Annotated in this window: 17 protein-coding genes; 7 read left to right on the top strand and 10 right to left on the bottom strand. The window is 35.4% G+C overall.

The features are described 5' to 3' along the window. Positions 1–187 precede the first annotated feature (187 nt). The 3 genes from H7254_RS08845 to H7254_RS08835 form a co-directional block, all read right to left on the bottom strand. Entirely contained in the window at positions 188–478 is a 291-nt protein-coding gene (locus H7254_RS08845; protein WP_301932624.1) for a hypothetical protein, read from the bottom strand. Between the two features lie 84 nt (positions 479–562). Next, positions 563–1,078 (bottom strand): hypothetical protein, encoded by a 516-nt coding sequence (locus tag H7254_RS08840; protein WP_301932623.1) that lies wholly within the window; start codon positions 1,076–1,078, stop codon positions 563–565. 81 nt (positions 1,079–1,159) lie between these two features. Then, positions 1,160–2,785 (bottom strand): ABC-F family ATP-binding cassette domain-containing protein, encoded by a 1,626-nt coding sequence (locus tag H7254_RS08835; RefSeq protein ID WP_301932622.1) that lies wholly within the window; start codon positions 2,783–2,785, stop codon positions 1,160–1,162. A gap of 314 nt (positions 2,786–3,099) precedes the next feature. Between H7254_RS08835 and argS the strand changes: the two genes are divergently transcribed. Then, complete coding sequence (argS, locus tag H7254_RS08830; protein WP_301932621.1) at positions 3,100–4,998, top strand: arginine--tRNA ligase; 1,899 nt, start codon at positions 3,100–3,102, stop codon at positions 4,996–4,998. A 112-nt stretch (positions 4,999–5,110) separates the two neighbouring features. On the opposite strand, the gene rfbD is transcribed toward argS, so the two are convergent. Continuing rightward, positions 5,111–6,001, bottom strand: a complete 891-nt coding sequence (rfbD, locus tag H7254_RS08825) for a dTDP-4-dehydrorhamnose reductase (protein WP_301932620.1) — start codon at positions 5,999–6,001, stop codon at positions 5,111–5,113. Continuing rightward, on the bottom strand, positions 5,998–8,109 hold the full coding sequence (locus H7254_RS08820; protein ID WP_301932619.1) for a prolyl oligopeptidase family protein: 2,112 nt from the start codon (positions 8,107–8,109) through the stop codon (positions 5,998–6,000). The genes rfbD and H7254_RS08820 overlap by 4 nt, the downstream gene beginning before the upstream one ends. A 361-nt stretch (positions 8,110–8,470) precedes the next feature. Between H7254_RS08820 and H7254_RS08815 the strand changes: the two genes are divergently transcribed. Continuing rightward, positions 8,471–8,863, top strand: coding sequence for a PRC-barrel domain-containing protein (locus H7254_RS08815; protein ID WP_301932618.1), 393 nt, complete (start codon positions 8,471–8,473; stop codon positions 8,861–8,863). 28 nt (positions 8,864–8,891) lie between these two features. On the opposite strand, the gene H7254_RS08810 is transcribed toward H7254_RS08815, so the two are convergent. After that, on the bottom strand, positions 8,892–9,539 hold the full coding sequence (locus tag H7254_RS08810; protein WP_301924445.1) for a phosphatase PAP2-related protein: 648 nt from the start codon (positions 9,537–9,539) through the stop codon (positions 8,892–8,894). Between the two features lie 936 nt (positions 9,540–10,475). On the opposite strand from H7254_RS08810, the gene H7254_RS08805 reads away from it, so the two are divergent. Next, the gene (locus tag H7254_RS08805; RefSeq protein WP_301932617.1) at positions 10,476–10,886 is read left to right on the top strand and encodes an META domain-containing protein; all 411 of its coding nucleotides are present in this window, start codon (positions 10,476–10,478) and stop codon (positions 10,884–10,886) included. Positions 10,887–10,973: 87 nt separating this feature from the next. On the opposite strand, the gene H7254_RS08800 is transcribed toward H7254_RS08805, so the two are convergent. Then, positions 10,974–11,894, bottom strand: a complete 921-nt coding sequence (locus tag H7254_RS08800; protein WP_301932616.1) for a sugar phosphate isomerase/epimerase — start codon at positions 11,892–11,894, stop codon at positions 10,974–10,976. 518 nt (positions 11,895–12,412) lie between these two features. Between H7254_RS08800 and H7254_RS08795 the strand changes: the two genes are divergently transcribed. Both H7254_RS08795 and H7254_RS08790 read left to right on the top strand, forming a co-directional pair. Then, positions 12,413–12,892: a DoxX family protein gene (locus tag H7254_RS08795; RefSeq protein ID WP_301924448.1), complete on the top strand. Its 480-nt coding sequence runs from the start codon at positions 12,413–12,415 to the stop codon at positions 12,890–12,892. A gap of 124 nt (positions 12,893–13,016) precedes the next feature. Continuing rightward, positions 13,017–13,196 (top strand): hypothetical protein, encoded by a 180-nt coding sequence (locus H7254_RS08790; RefSeq protein WP_301924449.1) that lies wholly within the window; start codon positions 13,017–13,019, stop codon positions 13,194–13,196. A 317-nt stretch (positions 13,197–13,513) separates the two neighbouring features. Here the strand turns inward: H7254_RS08790 and H7254_RS08785 are convergent, their stop codons facing one another. The 3 genes from H7254_RS08785 to H7254_RS08775 all read right to left on the bottom strand — a co-directional run bounded on the left by H7254_RS08785 (position 13,514) and on the right by H7254_RS08775 (position 15,842). Next, the gene (locus H7254_RS08785) at positions 13,514–14,047 is read right to left on the bottom strand and encodes a GNAT family N-acetyltransferase (protein ID WP_301924450.1); all 534 of its coding nucleotides are present in this window, start codon (positions 14,045–14,047) and stop codon (positions 13,514–13,516) included. 304 nt (positions 14,048–14,351) lie between these two features. Beyond that, positions 14,352–14,555: a hypothetical protein gene (locus tag H7254_RS08780; protein WP_301932615.1), complete on the bottom strand. Its 204-nt coding sequence runs from the start codon at positions 14,553–14,555 to the stop codon at positions 14,352–14,354. A 492-nt stretch (positions 14,556–15,047) separates the two neighbouring features. After that, positions 15,048–15,842 carry a S1/P1 nuclease gene (locus H7254_RS08775; RefSeq protein WP_301932614.1) on the bottom strand — a complete coding sequence of 265 codons (795 nt, stop codon included), beginning with the start codon at positions 15,840–15,842 and terminating at the stop codon, positions 15,048–15,050. Positions 15,843–16,082: 240 nt separating this feature from the next. On the opposite strand from H7254_RS08775, the gene smpB reads away from it, so the two are divergent. Both smpB and H7254_RS08765 read left to right on the top strand, forming a co-directional pair. Continuing rightward, entirely contained in the window at positions 16,083–16,520 is a 438-nt protein-coding gene (gene smpB, locus H7254_RS08770) for an SsrA-binding protein (RefSeq protein WP_301932613.1), read from the top strand. 208 nt (positions 16,521–16,728) lie between these two features. Beyond that, positions 16,729–17,673, top strand: a complete 945-nt coding sequence (locus tag H7254_RS08765; RefSeq protein ID WP_301932612.1) for an acyl-ACP desaturase — start codon at positions 16,729–16,731, stop codon at positions 17,671–17,673. The last annotated feature ends 990 nt before the right edge of the window (positions 17,674–18,663 follow it).

Genomic DNA, 18,663 nt, shown 5'->3' with positions numbered 1-18,663 from the left:
TAATGGATGATGGCTGTTGCGCCCCCGTTTGGTGGAATTATACCCCCTTTTACTTCCTTGTTGTTGGCCGTAACGGGTGATTACACTGCTATCTACATCCAATGTATAATTATCAAACTGTAACTGATCAAAGAACCAACTGTTTAATTCTATGAATACAGAATGATTAAGTGAAGGAGTGAATTTTTTAAAGAATTCCAAAAGTAGTACCAAATGCGACTCGTTTCCAACCAAAAATCTGCCGTAAAACCTCGTCTAAACGTACAACTGCTGTGTGGCTGAATCTAAAACATCCGATCCAGATACTCACCCAAAAACTTTCAATAATACTTATAGAATCTATACTGTTGTTGCTCTTGCCCTGTGGCAAACCCAACTCAATTAATTTTTTACTAATCCCCGTCTTGTCTATCAACATTTTCATTTCCTTCATACCTCCCCAGGGCGTTACCAAATTATCGCTGTATTCGTGTCCCATACTCATACTCAAATTTACGACAGACTGGCATAAAATAATCTACTGCTAAATCTGGGTTTAATAATATTTTCAACGTGCCGTTAATTAAAATGTATATCGGGCAGCAATTCCCCCAAAATTCCCACCAAACCCACGATACCTTTCATTCCCAAAATCAAAAGATGGTTGCCAGTCTGCAGAAAGGTTAAGGGGAATGTTTTTAAATTTATAATCCAAACCTATTACCCCATCTAAACCTATAGATGCATAACTTCCTTTGCCATCTCTGATATCATTATAGTACTTGTCATTGTAAAATCCGATATGAGCTCCGGGACCTGCATACCACTTTAAACCAGGAGCATTGGGAATATCCCAATGAAATTCATAAAGTCCCGTTATTCTTCCACCTCTTTCCCATGCAAAACCCAACGCTTCCAGTGCTGTATTTTTTTTCACGAAATATTTTAAGGTAACAGCAGCGCCTCCAGATCCGGGATAAAGCTTAATACCTAGTGCTGTTGTGTAACTGGAAGAATTAAAAGAGCTGCTTTTTTGCGCTGTAACATTTGTACCTGCTAACAACAAAACAATTACGCTTAATAAAATAATTTTTTTCATATATTTTTTGATATTTAATTCACCCCCGGTAAAAAATCATGCCAAAGCCTTGTAAATAAACTTGTTTATATCTGTAAAAGCTTAACTATAAAATTCTTCTTTCAAAGCTTTCACCCTGTCATCTGCCAAATATTCATCGTACGTCATCAGGCGGTCAATCATTCCTTTGGGGGTAATTTCAATGATCCTGTTAGCTACTGTATCCATAAACTGATGATCATGCGTTGTTAGCAATACTACGCCCGGAAACGTTAGCATACCATCGTTAAAAGCTGTTATACTTTCCAGGTCAAGATGGTTGGTTGGTTCATCTAAAACAACCACATTGGGATTTTGCAACATCATTTTACTGGTCATACAACGAACCTTTTCTCCTCCGCTCAAAACATTTGTTTTCTTTAAAATCTCATCGCCGCTAAATAACATTTTACCCAAAAAGCCACGGATAAAATCTTCATCCACATCTTTTGTATTGGGTGGCACAAACTGGCGCAACCAATCCATCAGGTTTAGATTACCCGTAAAAAATTCTGTATTATCATTAGGCAAATAAGCCGACGTAATCGTGGTTCCCCACTCGTACTTACCATGATCGGCCTTCATTTTACCATTGATGATTTCAAAAAAAGATGTAAGGGCCACATGGTTGCGACTTAAAAAGGCAATTTTTTGACCCTTAGTAATATCAAATGTTATGTTGCTGAACAGTGCCCTTCCATCAACAGCTTTAGACAATTTCTCTACATTTAAAATCTGATTACCTACCTCTCTTTCCGGTTTAAAAATAATACCAGGATACTTTCTGTTGCTGGGCGTAATATCTTCAAACACCAGCTTATCCAATGCCTTTTTGCGGCTGGTGGCCTGTTTACTTTTGGAAGCATTGGCACTAAAACGGGCAATAAATTCCAGCAGGTCTTTTTTCTTTTCTTCCTGTTTTTTATTTTTATCACTTGCCTGTCTTGCAGCCAACTGAGAGCTTTCGTACCAAAACGTATAGTTGCCTGTATAAATTTTAATTTTCTGTTTATCCACATCCGCCACATGGGTACAAACGGCATCTAAAAAGTGACGGTCATGGCTTACGACTAAAACTATGTTCTGGTAATCAGCCAAAAAGTTTTCCAGCCAACTGATGGTTTCCACATCCAGGTTGTTGGTAGGTTCATCCAGTAATAATATGTCGGGGTTACCAAAAAGCGCCTGGGCAAGCAATACCCTTACTTTAATATTACCGCCAATATCCTTCATCAGCATCTGGTGCATTTCTTCTTTTACGCCCAGTTCATTTAAAAATTGTGCCGCATCACTTTCTGCGGTATAGCCACCCATTTCGCCAAATTCATGCTCCAGTTCGCCTGCCTTCATACCATCGGCTTCCGTAAAATCTTCCTTTAAATAAATGGCATCTTTTTCTATCATTAGATTCCACATCTTTTTATGGCCCATCATAACGGTATGCAGTACAGAGGTGTCGTCAAAACCAAAATGATCCTGCCTTAGCACGGCCATGCGTTCACCGGGCGTAATACTTACGGTTCCTTTATTGGGCTCAATTTCGCCACTCAATATTTTAATAAAAGTAGATTTTCCTGCGCCATTGGCACCGATAACCCCATAGCAATTCCCTTTTACAAAAGAGATATTTACTTCATCAAACAAAACCCTTTTGCCATAGGCGAGGGTTACATTATTTACACTTATCATAATTTTAAAATGGGCGCAAAGATAGTGGATAATGAATAATTATTGATAGAGACGCGGATTGTGCGGATTGATACGGATTAAACGGATTTTGTTTTTTATTCCGCTAAATCTGTTTTAATAAACAACAGCCATTGATAGAAACGCTGATCAAGCTGATTAAGCGGATTAATACGGATAAAACGGATATTACTTTTTAAAATCCGTAAAATCAGTTCCCAGCAGCGTCATCAGCGTTTCTATCAAAATAGATTTCATTTTTCAATCTTCATTGGATCTATCAAAACGATCTAACCTCATTTCATTATTTTTGCAGCATGTCAATTGTAAATACCATAAAACTAACCGTAACAGCAGCGTTATCTGCATTGTACAATCATCCTTATACAGAAAAAGATTTCCAGATCAACCAGACTAAACCGGAGTTTGAGGGAGATTATACCATCGTAATGTTTTCGCTTGTAAAATCCCTGAAGACATCGCCGGAGGTGATTGGCGATGCGCTGGGAGGTTATCTCGTTCAAAATCATCCAGCATTGTTTGCTGATTTTAATATCATCAAAGGCTTTCTAAATCTCTCCATACCTGATACTTTTTGGAGCAGGCTGCTGCAAAAAAATTATGCGGATGCAGACTATGGTAAAATAGAAAAAAATGGTAAAAAGGTGATGGTTGAATATTCTTCTCCCAACACCAACAAACCTTTACACCTGGGCCATTTAAGAAATAATTTTTTGGGGTGGAGTGTGGCTAAAATTTATAAAGCCAGTGGATATGAAGTTATAAAAAGCTGCATTGTAAACGACCGGGGTATTCACATCTGCAAGAGCATGATTGCCTGGCAAAAATATGCCAATGGTGCTACGCCTCAATCTACCGGCATAAAAGGCGATCATCTGGTGGGTGATTACTATGTACGTTTTGAAAACGATCTTAAAGCTGAAAGCCAGCTTTTAATCAATAAAATTAACCTTGCCGACCTAACAGATTTTAGCGGTCCAGCACTGGAGAAATTAGATAAATTACTGGTTGCATTAACCAAACTCGACGAAATAAAAGATGAAGAGAAAATTGCAAAACTGCATGATGAAATAAAAGAAGTAGCCCGTAACAATACCCAGGTAATTGCCGAAGCCAAACAAATGTTGCTGGAATGGGAACAAGGAAAACCAGAGGTAATTGAACTGTGGAAAAAAATGAATGGCTGGGTATACGAAGGCTTTGATATTACTTACAAGCGCATTGGCAGCGACTTTGATAAAATTTATTATGAAAGCAATACTTACCTGTTGGGCAAATACATTGTACAACAAGGGCTTGATAAAAAAGTATTTTTTAAAAAAGATGATGGCAGCATCTGGATAGATTTAACTGCTGACGGACTGGATGAAAAACTGGTACAACGCAAGGATGGAACATCTGTTTATATTACGCAGGATATTGGCCTTGCCTTACAGAAATACGAAGAATTTAAAATTGACACTAGCATTTATGTAATTGGCAACGAGCAAAACTATCACATGAAAGTGTTACAGTTGATCTGTAAAAAACTGGGTATGCCCAATGCAGATAATATTGTTCATTTAAGTTACGGCATGGTGGAATTAACAACCGGAAAAATGAAAAGCCGGGAAGGAACGGTAGTAGATGCAGATGATTTAATAGACGAAATGATTGCCACATCACAAAGGCATACCGAAGAGCTGGGCAAGGTGAAAGACTTTACAGAAGTAGAATTGACAGACCTGTATGATACCATTGGCCTGGGTGCCATGAAATTTTATTTGCTACGGGTTGATCCTAAAAAAACGATGGTGTTTAACCCGGAAGAAAGCATCGACTTTCATGGATTTACCGGTCCTTTTGTGCAATACACGCATGCAAGAATAAAAAGCATTTTACGCAAAGAACCGTTAGTTAGGCAGGAGCTTTTAGGCGAAATCAATTTTTTAAAATTAGAGAAAGAAGTAATTGTACTGCTGGAACAATATCCTGGTGCCATTGAGCAAGCCTGCTTTGAACACAATCCATCTGTGATAGCCATGTATGTTTTTAACCTGGCAAAAACATTCAACTCATTTTATGTTGAGCATTCTATTTCTAACGCGGAAAATGCGGACAAAAAACAGCTTCGTTTACAGTTGGCTGTTATGACTGCCAATGCGTTGAAAAGCGGAATGGAATTGTTAGGAATACGTGTGCCTGAACGAATGTAGAACATGGCTGATGACAGATACACGGATTGGACGGATTAATACGGATAAACCCATTTTTTTAACCTCGGCAATTCGTAAAAATCAGTTCCAATCATCGTCGTCAGCGTGTCTGTCACCCTAACATTTTTTGCAATCCTTCTTTAAAACTTATAGGTTCATACCCCAATTGTTCTTTCGCCTTATCAATGATAAACCCCGTGGTGGCAGGCCTTTTGGCTGGTTGTGTAAAAACGGAGGCATCTACTTTTTCAATCAGCAATTTATCGAGGTGCAGGTAGTCCGCTGTTGCCATCGCCATATCGTAAGGGCTTAAAAAATCTTTTCCTGAAATATGAAAGAGGCCGGTTACTTTCTTTTCTGCTATCAATAAAATCCCTTTAGCCAGGTCTTCAATGTAGGTGGGCGTGCGCCACTGATCGCTTACTACTTTTATTTTTTTGCCTGCCTCCAGGTTTTCTTTTACCCAGCTTACAATATTGCTGCGTGTACCAAATAAAATATTACCATACAGCAAGCAAGTTCTTACAATGGCATAGGGCAAACCGCTTTCTGCCACGGCCTTTTCGGCGGCAACTTTTGTACTGCCATAATAACTTACCGGGTTCAGTTCATCTGTTTCTTTATATGGCCCGTGTATGCCATCAAATACAAAATCGGTACTTATAAAAATCACAAAGGCATTTATCATTTTTGCTGCATCCACTAAAAAACGGGTAGCTGTTACGTTTATCTCCCACGCTTTAATAGGTTGCTGCTCACATTCATCTACCTGCGTTAATGCGGCGCAATGAATAATAATATCGGGCGCTAATTTCTCCATCATCGAATTAACCGCCATGCCATCGGTAATATCGAGCGAATAATAATGAATGTGGCTATTGGGTATCACCTGGCTTGGTTCTGTTTTGCTGGTAGCCAGCACTTCATGATCAGTGCTGTTCAGTATTAATTTTACAAGATGTTGTCCCAATAAGCCGTTGGCTCCTGTAATTAAAATTTTCATTGTAGTTGTGGCGTTACACCCATATTGTAAAAAATGAAAGAATATATATCTGCAATTGTTTCAATATTTTTTTTGGTATTGCTTGCACCATGCCCGCTATTGGTATCAATGCGAATCAGTACAGGGTTACTGCCTTTGTATTTTTCCTGCAGTGTAGCAATATATTTAAAAGAATGTGCCGGTACTACCCTGTCGTCATGATCGGCTGTTGTTACCAGTACAGCAGGATAATTCAGGTTGGATTTAATATTATGCAATGGCGAAAAAGAATAAAGGTTCTTAAAATTCACTACATCTTTTTCACTGCTGCCATAGTCAGCAATCCAGTTCCACCCAATAGTAAATTTATGAAAGCGCAGCATATCCATAACGCCTACCTGGGCAATCGCCACTTTAAAAAGATCGGGCCGCTGGTTGATGACAGCACCCACTAACAGACCGCCATTACTGCCACCCCTGATGGCCAGCTTTTGACTGCTGGTATATTTTTGGGCAATTAAATATTCCCCTGCGGCAATAAAATCGTCAAATACATTTTGCTTGTTTAATAACATTCCTGCCTGGTGCCATTTTTCACCATACTCTCCGCCACCCCGCAAATTGGCTTGTGCATAAATGCCGCCTGCATTTAAAAAAGGCAGTAGGGTTGCGCTAAACCCTGGCTCTAGGTTTATATTAAAACCACCATATCCATATAACAAGGTAACGTTGTTACCATCTAACTGTATCCCTTTTTTGCTAACAATAAACATAGGGATTTTTGTTCCGTCCTTAGACGGGTAAAAAACCTGTTTGGTTTCATAATCGGCAGGGTTAAAGCTCACTTCCGGCTGACGGAATATAGTACTGGCAGTGGTGGCAATATCATATTTATAAATAGTTGGGGGCACGGTGAAAGAAGTGTACACATAAAACAGAAACTTGTCATCTTTGTTACCGCCTAATCCGCCACTATTGCCTAGTCCGGGGTATTTAATTTCGTTTAAAAACTTACCTGTAAAATTGTACACATAAGTACGCGTGCTTACATCTTTTAAATAATCAAGAAATAATTTACCGCCTCCTGTGTTGGCACTTAGCAATGGTTCTTTTTTTTCGGATACAATAATTTCAGCACCTAAAATATCGGGATGAGCAATGCTTACAGCAATCACTTTGCTGTTGGGTGCGCCTTCATTGGTTTTTAAAATAAACCGGTCTTTTGTATTATCTATCAAATGATAATCATTATTAGTAATTTCTTTAACAATAGGTATAAAACTGGTGTCAGATGTTTGATTTAAGTTTTTAAAATAAAGGGCATTTCCATCCAGGCCTTTTCCTCTGTCGCTGATGTTTAAAAATAAATAGTGTTCATCTTCGCTCGTGGATGCAGTGATAAAGCGTTGCGGATTTTCTTTATTTTCGTAAACGAGTTTATCTTCTATTTGCGGGGTACCTGCTTTATGAAAATATACCTGGTGGTTTTCGTTTTTAGCAGTTAGATCGCTGCTGCCTTTTTGTGGTGCCGGGTAACGGCTGTAGTAAAAGCCATTCCCTTTCCAGGCAGCAGAACTAAATTTTACCCAGCTCAATTCATCGCTCAGATCCTTTCCGGTTTTCATATCCCTCACATAGTATGTTTGCCAGTCGCTGCCCCCCTTGCTAAGTCCAATAGCAGCGTAATGCCCATCTTTACTTAATGAAAATAATTGTAACCGGGTAGTGCCATCTAAACTTAGTTTATTTGGATCAATTACCAGTTCCGGTTTACCATTCAAGCCTTGCTGGCGGTACAATACGCTTTGATTTTGCAGGCCCTCATTTTTATAAAAATAAAACCAGCCGCCCTTTTTGAAAGGAGCCGAAAATTTAGGATAATTGTATACTTTTTCAATAGCTTCCCTAAAGTTTTTGCGGTAAGGAATTGCATCGAGGTACTGTTGCGTAACCGCATTTTGTACCTTTACCCATTGTTTGGTTGAGTCGCTTTTATCATCTTCGAGCCAGCGGTATGGGTCGGATACTTTGATACCAAAGTAATCATCTGTCTGGTTCACTTTTTTTGTTTCGGGATATTGTATTTGTGCGTTCAGTGTTTTCATCATTACTAAAGATCCTGCCAACATAAACAAAATATTTTTTTTAATCATTTGCATATAAATAGTTTAATAAAATTATGGAAGCCTTTGAAAATAATCATTTAAAAACAAATTTAGAGAGCAATTATTTAAATCATCAATCTACTTTTAATACAATTATATTTAAAAGCAGCTAACTATCGCACTGATATCATCTTTTGTCTTTTTAATCACTTTATTTTTTTATTTGAAACGGGTATTTAATTCTACAATCCTGACTGCGTTAGATGGACAATCTGAATAAAGTAGTGTTGTAATGCCTTTGACAGAACAATCGCTTAATTACGCGTTTGTGGCATGAAATTTACTTTTGAAGTTATTTTACGATTACTCATTAAAACAAATAAACATGGAAGAAATATTAAATGATAATATTACAGGTAAAAATGAAGAAGGTCTTTACCCTAACCTTCCTTTAAAATGTCTCACCGCTACTTCTATAATCGGAGATAAAGTGCATAATAAACTAGCTGAACATTTGGGCAGCATAAAAGATATTATGGTGAATGTAAACACCGGACAGATTGAATATTTTATAATAGAATTTGGTGGGTTTTTAGGTATAGGAGAAAAGTTCTTTGCTATTCCTTTCAGGCTTCTTACCGTTGATCCTGTTAACCAGTTATTTATTATTGATCAAACAAAAGAAGAGCTTTCAAAAGCGCCTGGGTTTGATAAAGAGCATTGGCCTGAAACAAATATTCATTATTACAACGCCGAGCAGCATTGGAGTTTTATGTAAGCAGAAAATAAAAAAACAGAAATTTTAGTTAAACTGAAAAAAGTTTTCTTGTTCCCTTTACTAAAAAAAATGTAATGATAAATGCGCTGATAACATCCATGGAATAATGAACATGCTGCACCAAAACGAGTAACCCTACTGAAATTGAACCGAGTAACACAAAGATTTTATCTTTCCTTTTCGGAAGACATAAATACACCATAAATAAATTACTGGTATGGCCAGAGAAAAAAAGGTCTTTGGTAATAAATATTCCTCTACCACCATAAGTAAGGCTGGTGATTGGATCCCGTAAAACAATCAGTCCTTCAGGAGGGTTAAGTGCAAACAGGTAAATGGTTATCATTCTTAGCAGCAGCAACGCTACGGAACAAATCAGCATGCGTAAAAAAATAGCCGGTTCCTGCACACTTCGAACAATGGCCAGTAAAAACACCGACCAGATTATGATAAAAATAAGTACAGAAAAATCAATGGCAGGTATATATTGTAATAGCCAGTCGGTCAACACAGCTCCATCCCTTTTTTCTATATAGGAAAAAAAATAAGGCAGAAAAATTAACAGGCTTAAAAACATCAGCAATCCGCTAATTAGTTTTGTACGAAATAGCTTGTTTTGACAGGCCTTACTCCAACCGTAGCTTTTATCATAGGTATAACTTGTAACATTATTCACGGTGCAAAAATAAACACCTCTTTGATATAATATCTAAAATTTTAAAACATTAACAGCCAGTTTCTAAATTTGCTGAAAAATAAAAAATATTTTCTGACTAAAAAACAGCCAATTTAATAACAGCATGCAACAACGATTCAGTTACATGCCAATTAATTTATTCCTTTATTTTTGTTTTGAAAGATTTTTAAAGGATGATTGTTTTATTTTTTCTTTAAGTACTCCACACATATTGCCCAATGGTATAACGGAAGTATTACAGATTCTTATTTTGTCTGTCTTGTTTCAATTACTGATTGGGCAACCAGCGGAAACAAATCCGTTTTATTATCAATTTTCTGTTCTTCAATTTCGCTGAAACTCTCTACCAGCTTGTATATCTGGTTAACCGCTCTGTTGAGTCTGGTGGCTCAATAACGCATTACAACAAAAATTATATTTTTAATAGCACACCGAACCTGTCATTTCTGTTATTCTGTTTTGCATCAACTTCTGGATAATGCACATCATAACTGTTAAGATCTTTTAAAGCCTTATATAGGCTTAGGTTCGGTTTAATTGCGCAAATTGATAGTGTGTTTGAAATACAGCAGTAAGGTATTTTTCCCTGACAGTTATATCAACTTCCTTTTTTTTCATTGATAGCAGCCGTGCCGCGTAACATTGAAAAAATAAAATCAGTATGTAAATTGTTGAATGTTGGTTTCATTTTATTTCCATAACATTAGCTTACTTGTGATAAAGAATATTAGCAAGGATTGTTAAATGCGTATATGTAAGTTTTGTAAAATTAAGTGCTGCCCTCCCTTTGAGATAATTACTTTGTTCTTTCACCAATTAAAAATAAGAATTATCCTGTTTTTTAAACTTGTCCAAATGCTTTATAACCTGTATAATAAGAAGGTAATTTGTTAACTTACTCAAAAAATAATTGTTATGAAAATTAGCCGCATTCTGGTATCAGTTATATTTTTACTATTGTCCTGCAGCTCTAAATTACCCCCCGATAATAACTGGTCCATCGGCAAATGGACACTCATTGAGTTAAAGGAAGTACCGGTAAAGCAAAGCGGAAACACGAATAAAGATGCACACCTGGTTTTTGAAACTGCTGCAAAAAATTACCGCGGTTTTGGTGGCTGCAATCCCATAAATGGAACCTATACTATTAACAATGGCAAAATTAAATTTACCGCACAGGTTTACCAGTTAGCAGCCTGCCCGGATATGCCTTTTGAAACCACTTTTTTAAATGCCTTAAATGAGGTAGATAAATACCTGGTTACCGGTAATACTTTAGTTTTAAAAAAAGGTAAAACCACGTTAATAAAAATGCAGCGAAAATAATAATTACTTAAAAGGCTTTTAAAAAAATAGCCCCGGCAATTGCCGGGGTGTAAAAAAAATAATATAATATTTTAGAAGATTATCAAATTAATAGCCCCAACTCTTCATAACTTTTAAGTCTTCTTCTGAACATTCCAGGGGTGTTTTACCCTGGTAACTCTCCTGTTCAATTATAAACTCTGTAGTACCGCCGGACTTTTTGAAAAGATCAACTATTTTTTTAACGGGTAAAATTCCCTTTCCTAAAACGGTGCTGTCATATTCATCATCCATCTCTCCTTTTGCTGTTGATTTTATTTCATCTTTTACATGCATACTTTCGAAACGGCCCGGATATTTTTTCAAAATTTCCAGTGCTCTTCCGCCTGCGCCATACATATTGCCAATGTCAATTTGTTGTATTACTAATTTTGGATCAGTATGTTCCAGTATGATATCATACACCTTCTTACCATTTAAAGATTCTTTAAATTCAAAATCATGATTATGATAGCCGAATTTCATTCCTGATTTCTGGCAAAGTTCACCAGATTTATTAAAAATATCCAGCATGCCCAGCAAATCATCATAATTTTTGCGAAGGCTGTCATCCAGCCAGGGGCTTATAACATAGCGCTGTCCGGCAATAGCAGCATCTTCCACCGTTTGTTTCCAGCCATCCGTAAAGTCATTGGCGTTTTTATCCCAATGTTTACCAGTCATTACAGTATGACCACTCGGCATTTTTAATCCAAGATCGTTCAACACTTTTTTAAATTCAGCAGCAGAATAGCCATAAAATTTCCGGTCCCCATAGTTGGCATGTTCTAGGTTTTTGTATCCCATTGCAGATAGTTGCTTCAAAGTTCCCAACGGGTCTGTTTTCATATCATCCCGAACTGAATATAACTGAATGCCCAGCGTTGTTGATCCTGCAGTTCGGGTAGCAAAAATCTGGTTGGATAAAAACATAGTTCCTGCAAGTGAGAGTGAACTTTTTACTAAAAATTTTCTTCTGGTAAGTGTCATTTTTTCTAGATTTTTTATGGAAGAAGTAAATAAATATTAAAAGGCATTGTTAATATGCGGCTATAAATATATTGATAAAATCGTGAACAACCTTTGTATTACCGAACTAACTTGTTTTAACGAAATAAGGGTAGTATCTACATCCGGATTTACAGAATAAATTGAACTAGACAAAAGGTAATTGCAAGTTGTGATAAAACATTATTTTGACGAAATAAAAATTGAGATAATTATTGCATTATCTGCCCCCGGAAATTTTCATCTATCTCTATCTTGTTAAAACAAATTGTGTGCATGATAAAAACTACCTGTTTGCAAGCAGACCGAAAACAACGGTTGTTTCAAAATATCATTTGTTGGGCAATAAAAATAAGTCAGTGCCACGGTTGCCTTTTTCGGTTGGCACTCATAACGCACTATCTGTAAAAAAAAATTATATTTGTAATAAAATTTCTGAGTTCTAACCATCTATAATTTTTGTAAATGAATTTATTTTATTATCATTAAAATTATCAAGCATGCAAACTGATATCCTATTTCAAAAAGAAAATGCTCCCCAGCCTACATGGCTCACAATTTTCAGGGTTATGCTCGGTTTAATTATTTTATGGAAAGGCTTTTTATTTTTTAAAGATACCGTTGTGCTAGAAACAATGTTGAAAACAGGCGGCCTGGAAATTTTTGGTAAAAATAGCCAGGTATTGGCTTTCATCATTACCTACTTCAATTTACTGGGTGGCTTTTTTATAATAATTGGCCTTTTCACCAGGTGGATGTGTATCATTCAAATAGTAATTATAATAGGGGCGATTTTTTTTGTGAACAGCAGACTGGGTATGAGTTTTTCCAATACAGAGTTGTTATTATCTTTAGTCGTTTTACTATTGGCAGTGTTATTTGCAGTAAAGGGTAGCGGATTCATATCTGCCGATGAATATTTTCGCAGCTATACCAAAGCAGGTCTTGAACCAGGTCATACAGACAAGTTTTTTGAGTAAAATTTATTTAATAACTTTTTTGTAAAGAAAAAATACATCCTTCTATCTTCACAAAATCAGCCAACTTAACAGCAGGTATAAATATTTATCGTAAAATTAGTTACCTTAGTTCCAAAAAATTATCATGAACAATCCTTTTGAAATTGGTGACGTAGTAGCATTTAAAGCTAATAAAAATATTCAATTAGTAATTACCGGTATTGGAGCAGATGGTGTGGTATTGCTTCGTTATTTTGATGTCCTTACAAATGATTTTAAAAAAGTAGAAATGCCTGTTATATGTTTTATAAAGATTGAACAGTAGGCAGTCTTTTTAAATTAATCTTTTCCAACAAACGGGATACATTTTGTCTGTACTGTTAAGTATCGATAAAAGTGAAAATATTATTGCTGATAAAAGTAAAAATGGCGTTCAGAATAATAATTTCATATACCGGGCAATTGATAAAAATACTCACTTCCGGGTATTTTTTTTATGCCATTTCGTATTTATATTTGTAACGGTTTTTCATAGGATATTGGATTTAAACAGGGCTGGATTTTTATCCTGGCCCTTTTTTATTTTTAGGCACGCCATGAATATAAAATAAGAAACTTTAAATACATAATTCAGTAAGTTTATTAAACCCGGTTATTCCATTCTTTCTCCAAAATGCTCATTTCGACAAGGCTCCACCAATTACCTTTAAAATTTAACACATCCCTGGTAATTCCTTCAACAATTAAACCTGACTTTTTGTAACAATTAATTGCTGCGGTATTAAAATCGTACACACCAAGACTGATGCGATGCAATTGCAATTCTTCAAAACCAATTTTCAAAACCGCTTTTACCATTTGCTGGCAACAACCCCTGCCCCTGTTATCATTTCCACCCACAAGTACCCTGCTGATTCTTCCGGATTTATTTTTTTTGCTGATACTACCCAATGAAATATGCCCCACTGTTTTACCGGAAACTACATCAACAGCTTTATAAATAAAAGCATCGGAATTGTTGATGTCATTTACATCATCAATATACCATTCCAAACTTTTTAAGGTTAAAGGGTAACTGAACAATGAACCGGACCAGTTCATTAGTAATTCATCATCTTCTATCCATTTCATCAATTGATCAAAATCATTGCGCCCAAAATATTCTAATACAATCATAATGCTGATGAATTTTACTTTTGTTTAAATTGAATTTAAAACAAAAGTAACATAGAATATTTATGGAAAGCAAATGACACCCTGCCTGACTATTAATAATGAAACTGTTTTGGGTAGAAGTATGTTTGGGAAACATGATTTTGAAACTCCTTGATTAACTTTAAAAGAAAAAAGAAATACAAAGCTTTTAATAAAATGTTTAACAGGTTACTTTGTTTCAAAAACGCATTTAACTTTAAAAAAAGCCGCTCGTTTTTATATTCTAAGCCAGCGGAAAAAACCAATATAGGTTTGCCGCTAAAGATTAAACTCCTTTTAAAATAAAAATTAATTCTGGTTTGTAACCAGTTTCCTGGTTACCGCTGGCTGACTGAATTTTGGCCTGGTTAGCGTCGGCATTTTTTGTATTGTCAGTGGTAATATTATCGCTATATAAATAGCCAATAAATATTGCAGGGATCATTAAAATTAATGCTGTTGCGCACATTGCAAAGATGAATTTTTTCATAACTTAATTTTTAATTGTTTTTAGTTTGATTTGATAGAACAAAGATAAAAACTATTTTAGTACTATGCAATATAAAGTACCATTTATTTTATAGTAATAGTTTGTGATTAATAGTGTGTATTAATTTATATTACTAAAAATCAATTACTTATATATATTTTTCATAAATCTACTTTTTATAAATTGTTATAAGTGGTAAAATAGATGGATGAACGACACAAATTAAAGGATCGAAAAGAGCGTTTTAGAAATACAAACAAATATTAATTAACATGTGTCACTTATTTGTACAAAAAGCTGATTAAACGAAGATTTCCATACAGTATTGATATTGTATCATAATAATTACACCACATGGAAGCACCTGCGGCTATAGCGTAGTTTTAAAATTATATGTCCGAAAATATGGCCTGCTCATATTCAACGGGGATCTTTTTTGCATAAAAAAACTGCCAATTTTTTGAATTGACAGTTCTAAATTTTATTGAATTATCAGCCAAATATTTGATTTAACAATCCAGCTAAATGAACACCTCCTTTCAGTAACTGCTTATTTACCGTATCAATAAATTTAAAGTTGTAGCGGTAATCAAATTTGTCATCGGACTTTGCATCCGCATATATTTTTTCCACTGTTTTGTACGAATCGTAAATCCATAATTGAATATTTTGCTTTTGCAATTCCTGTCTTTCAAGCGCAGTTGTGTGATTAATAGCTGTTGCATATTCAGTATAACTAAGTTGTTGAAAATTAATTAGCTGTTCGTCCCATACCCGGTGAAGGTTGGAGGATGCAAAAAACCAGGATACTTTTATTTTATTACCTCCCAGGTCCTCCAGCCTTCCCACATGAAGCGGTTGATGAACATCGCCAACAATATGAATGAGTAATCTTAAATAAAAAACTTTATCCGCATGAGGTAACTTTTTATTTTTTAACTGTTTTACTAAAAAATTAATCTTGGTATAGGCGTCAACGGCTGTATCCTTATCAAGAAATTTCAACACGGCCTGCCTTGATAAACCGCTATCAATATTTATATAATGCCATGGAGAAACATAAGCAAAATTTGAATCACTTTTTATAAAATCAGCCCAGGTACTTGCCATACCAATGGTTTCATCACCCAATATTTTGCTAATTGCCATTTTTGCTTTTGGGGTGAGGTAACTATCCGCAATTTGTCCAACTATACGATGCCCCAACATACCCCAGGCCATTGAATTGAGAGGCAAATAAAAGAATAAAACCAGCAGTAGTATTTTAGTAAAACTCTTCGGTATCATGACGATAATATTTTACAATTAGAAAAGAGGCAAGTTACACGGAATGTAAATCAGAAATGCAGGTTTACCAAAGCATGTTGTTTGAATATTTTTCAAATAGGTTACCAGGATGCACGTAAACCTTTGCAGGATTGTGTTTGTAACTCTATTCACCGATAAATATTTAATTTATTTTTTTAAACTGCTGTTAAGTTAGCAGTTCCGATATCTGCTTTAATCAGTATTTTTACAAAAAAACGATTGGAAATCAGTAACCGTAAGGCATATCACGAATATTTTTTTGAAGATAAATATATTGCAGGGCTGGTGCTTGCAGGTACAGAAATAAAAAGCCTGCGCAGTGGCAAAGCCAGTTTTAATGATAGTTATTGTTATTTCGATAAAGGAGAATTGTACGTAAAAAGTCTGCATATTTCAGAATATAGTTTTGGCACTTATAATAATCATCCCCCGTTACAGGAACGTAAACTGCTGCTCAACAAACGAGAACTTCGCAAATGGGAAGCCAAAACAAAAGAAAAAGGCTATTCCATCATACCATTGAAAATATTTTTAACCGATAAAGGTTTTTTTAAAATGGAGATTGGCCTCGGTAAAGGCAAAAAGATATACGATAAAAGAGAAACGATTAAAGAAAGAGAAACCGACAGGAATATTAAAAGAAAATATGGTATTTAGTTTACTAACAAACGGGAGTGGTATCCTTTTTAGCAATAATATGCCTGGATATTTTTTTCGATAACACTATAAAATTGATAACATCAAATCTGTCAGCCAAAAAAAACGTACCTTTAGTGCCAGTTTTGTCTAATACAACCACAACCATTTAGTATAAGAACTGTTATAACTCATCATGATTAAAAATAAGCAAAGTAAAATTGAGGTAATGAATTTTTTGGCGAAAAAAATTGATAGTATTATTGATGAATTTTTAAAGAAAATAGATACCAACTGGCAGCCATCAGATTTTTTACCAGACAGTTCTTCTGAAAATTTTACAGCACAATTAAAAGATTTGCAGGAACAATGTAAAGAATTACCGTACGATTATCTGGCGGTATTGGTGGGAGATGTAATTACTGAAGAAGCATTACCAACATACGAAAGCTGGCTGATGGATGTGGAAGGCATTACTAAAAGTGATCCGCAGGGCTGGGCAAAATGGATTAGAATGTGGACTGCTGAAGAAAATCGTCATGGTGATCTGTTGAACAAATACCTTTACTTATCAGGCCGTGTCAATATGCGCCAAATGGAAATAAGTACACAATATTTAATTGCCGATGGTTTTGATATTGGCACTGGTACCGATCCGTACAAAAACTTTGTGTATACTTCTTTCCAGGAAATGGCCACCAATATATCTCACCGCCGTACAGCTTCGCTGGCAAAAAAACATGGCAGTATTCAACTTTCAAAAATTTGCGGTGTAATTGCCTCTGACGAAGCAAGACATGCCAAAGCCTATAAAAGTTTTGTAGCAAAAATTTTTGAAATTGATACCAGTGAAATGATGATTGCATTTGAAGACATGATGCGCAAAAAAATTGTAATGCCGGCGCATTTTCTTCGCCAGGCGGGTGAGGAAATAGGTTCTACTTTTTCTCATTTCAGCGATGCTGCCCAACGCCTGGGCGTTTATACCAGCTGGGACTATACCAACATTCTGGACTCACTGTTAGTTGAATGGAACATTGGTAGTATGAGCGATTTGAACGAGAAAGGAGAAAAAGCAAGAGATTATCTAATGGCCCTTCCTGAAAGATTCAGAAAAGTAGCTGGCCGTGGTATTAAGGCTCCGCTGGAATATGAATTTAACTGGATCAGTTAAAACCAGCAGCCTCGAAATAAAAATAAATTTGGAGAAAGTTGTTGTAATAATCATAATTAAAGATTACCTCTTTTAGATTTTAAAATTTCGTACACATCCATCCCATAAATATTGTGTTTTATAGTATTTTAGTCAAAAAGTTGAAGGCATTTTTTAGATGCGACTTCAATGCCTATTATCAGGTAATATTTTGCTGCATATCGTTTTTAAGGTAATTGTATTACAATGCGTAGCTTATTTCCTTCTTTTACCATTTCAGAGTAAAAAATAAATTTATTATAGTGCTGATTTCTTGATTGATTAACATTTGGAAAACAATTTTCTCAGCACATTTGCAATAGATTTATATTTGCAAGGAAAAAATAATTGAATTCAAATTACGAGTCTATAATATTGACTGATCAATGTTTTAGCACAAGGTATTAGCAGAAGATGTTGAAGAATCTAATGTAAAACCAGTAAATGATATTTACAGCTTAAAAGAATATTTTCCGGGTAGCTTTAATGATAACAATAGTTGAATTTTTTAATTGCTCGCAAATATTATTTACAATTACCAAAAGGCAACTGTAAATAATAAGGAAAAAATTTGTTACGATATCTCAGGTTCCTTTTTATCAAACCAATACGTCTGAATTTAAAATAGCTTCACTTGATATCATTACTCCTCCGCCATGGTTATTGGCAGCTTCGCTTAACATTTGCATCTTTTTCTATAATTTTACAGTCATTATTTATACGCACCGAATAATCCGTAAAGTATTTGTAGTGTTACTACATGATAACTGTTTCAAAACCCTTAATAATCCATATAAAATGAATTTAAAAAACCATGGGCTAAACTGCCTATTGCTTTTGCCTTTCTTTTCCATTACAATTGTGCAGGCCCAAGATACAATACGCTTAACCCTACCCGAAGCCGAAAAACAATTTTTACAAAAAAATCTTAACCTCCTTGCGGAAAAATATAATATTGATATTGCAAATGCA

Source organism: Ferruginibacter sp., from assembly GCF_014377975.1.
GTDB lineage: Bacteria > Bacteroidota > Bacteroidia > Chitinophagales > Chitinophagaceae > Ferruginibacter.
Note: the sequence above shows the minus strand (reverse complement) of the source record. Positions and strands in the feature narration are given on the sequence as shown.

Bases quoted from the DNA above. Each gene is read 5' to 3' on its own strand.
- H7254_RS08785 (WP_301924450.1), bottom strand. From the start codon at position 14,047: ATGATTGTATTAGAATATTTTGGGCGCAATGATTTTGATCAATTGATG.
- H7254_RS08790 (WP_301924449.1), top strand. From the start codon at position 13,017: ATGAACAATCCTTTTGAAATTGGTGACGTAGTAGCATTTAAAGCTAAT.
- H7254_RS08820 (WP_301932619.1), bottom strand. From the start codon at position 8,109: ATGTTGGCAGGATCTTTAGTAATGATGAAAACACTGAACGCACAAATA.
- argS (WP_301932621.1), top strand. From the start codon at position 3,100: ATGTCAATTGTAAATACCATAAAACTAACCGTAACAGCAGCGTTATCT.
- H7254_RS08765 (WP_301932612.1), top strand. From the start codon at position 16,729: ATGAATTTTTTGGCGAAAAAAATTGATAGTATTATTGATGAATTTTTA.
- H7254_RS08800 (WP_301932616.1), bottom strand. From the start codon at position 11,894: ATGACACTTACCAGAAGAAAATTTTTAGTAAAAAGTTCACTCTCACTT.
- H7254_RS08805 (WP_301932617.1), top strand. From the start codon at position 10,476: ATGAAAATTAGCCGCATTCTGGTATCAGTTATATTTTTACTATTGTCC.
- H7254_RS08835 (WP_301932622.1), bottom strand. From the start codon at position 2,785: ATGATAAGTGTAAATAATGTAACCCTCGCCTATGGCAAAAGGGTTTTG.
- H7254_RS08775 (WP_301932614.1), bottom strand. From the start codon at position 15,842: ATGATACCGAAGAGTTTTACTAAAATACTACTGCTGGTTTTATTCTTT.
- H7254_RS08840 (WP_301932623.1), bottom strand. From the start codon at position 1,078: ATGAAAAAAATTATTTTATTAAGCGTAATTGTTTTGTTGTTAGCAGGT.
- H7254_RS08780 (WP_301932615.1), bottom strand. From the start codon at position 14,555: ATGAAAAAATTCATCTTTGCAATGTGCGCAACAGCATTAATTTTAATG.
- H7254_RS08845 (WP_301932624.1), bottom strand. From the start codon at position 478: ATGGGACACGAATACAGCGATAATTTGGTAACGCCCTGGGGAGGTATG.
- H7254_RS08815 (WP_301932618.1), top strand. From the start codon at position 8,471: ATGGAAGAAATATTAAATGATAATATTACAGGTAAAAATGAAGAAGGT.
- H7254_RS08795 (WP_301924448.1), top strand. From the start codon at position 12,413: ATGCAAACTGATATCCTATTTCAAAAAGAAAATGCTCCCCAGCCTACA.
- rfbD (WP_301932620.1), bottom strand. From the start codon at position 6,001: ATGAAAATTTTAATTACAGGAGCCAACGGCTTATTGGGACAACATCTT.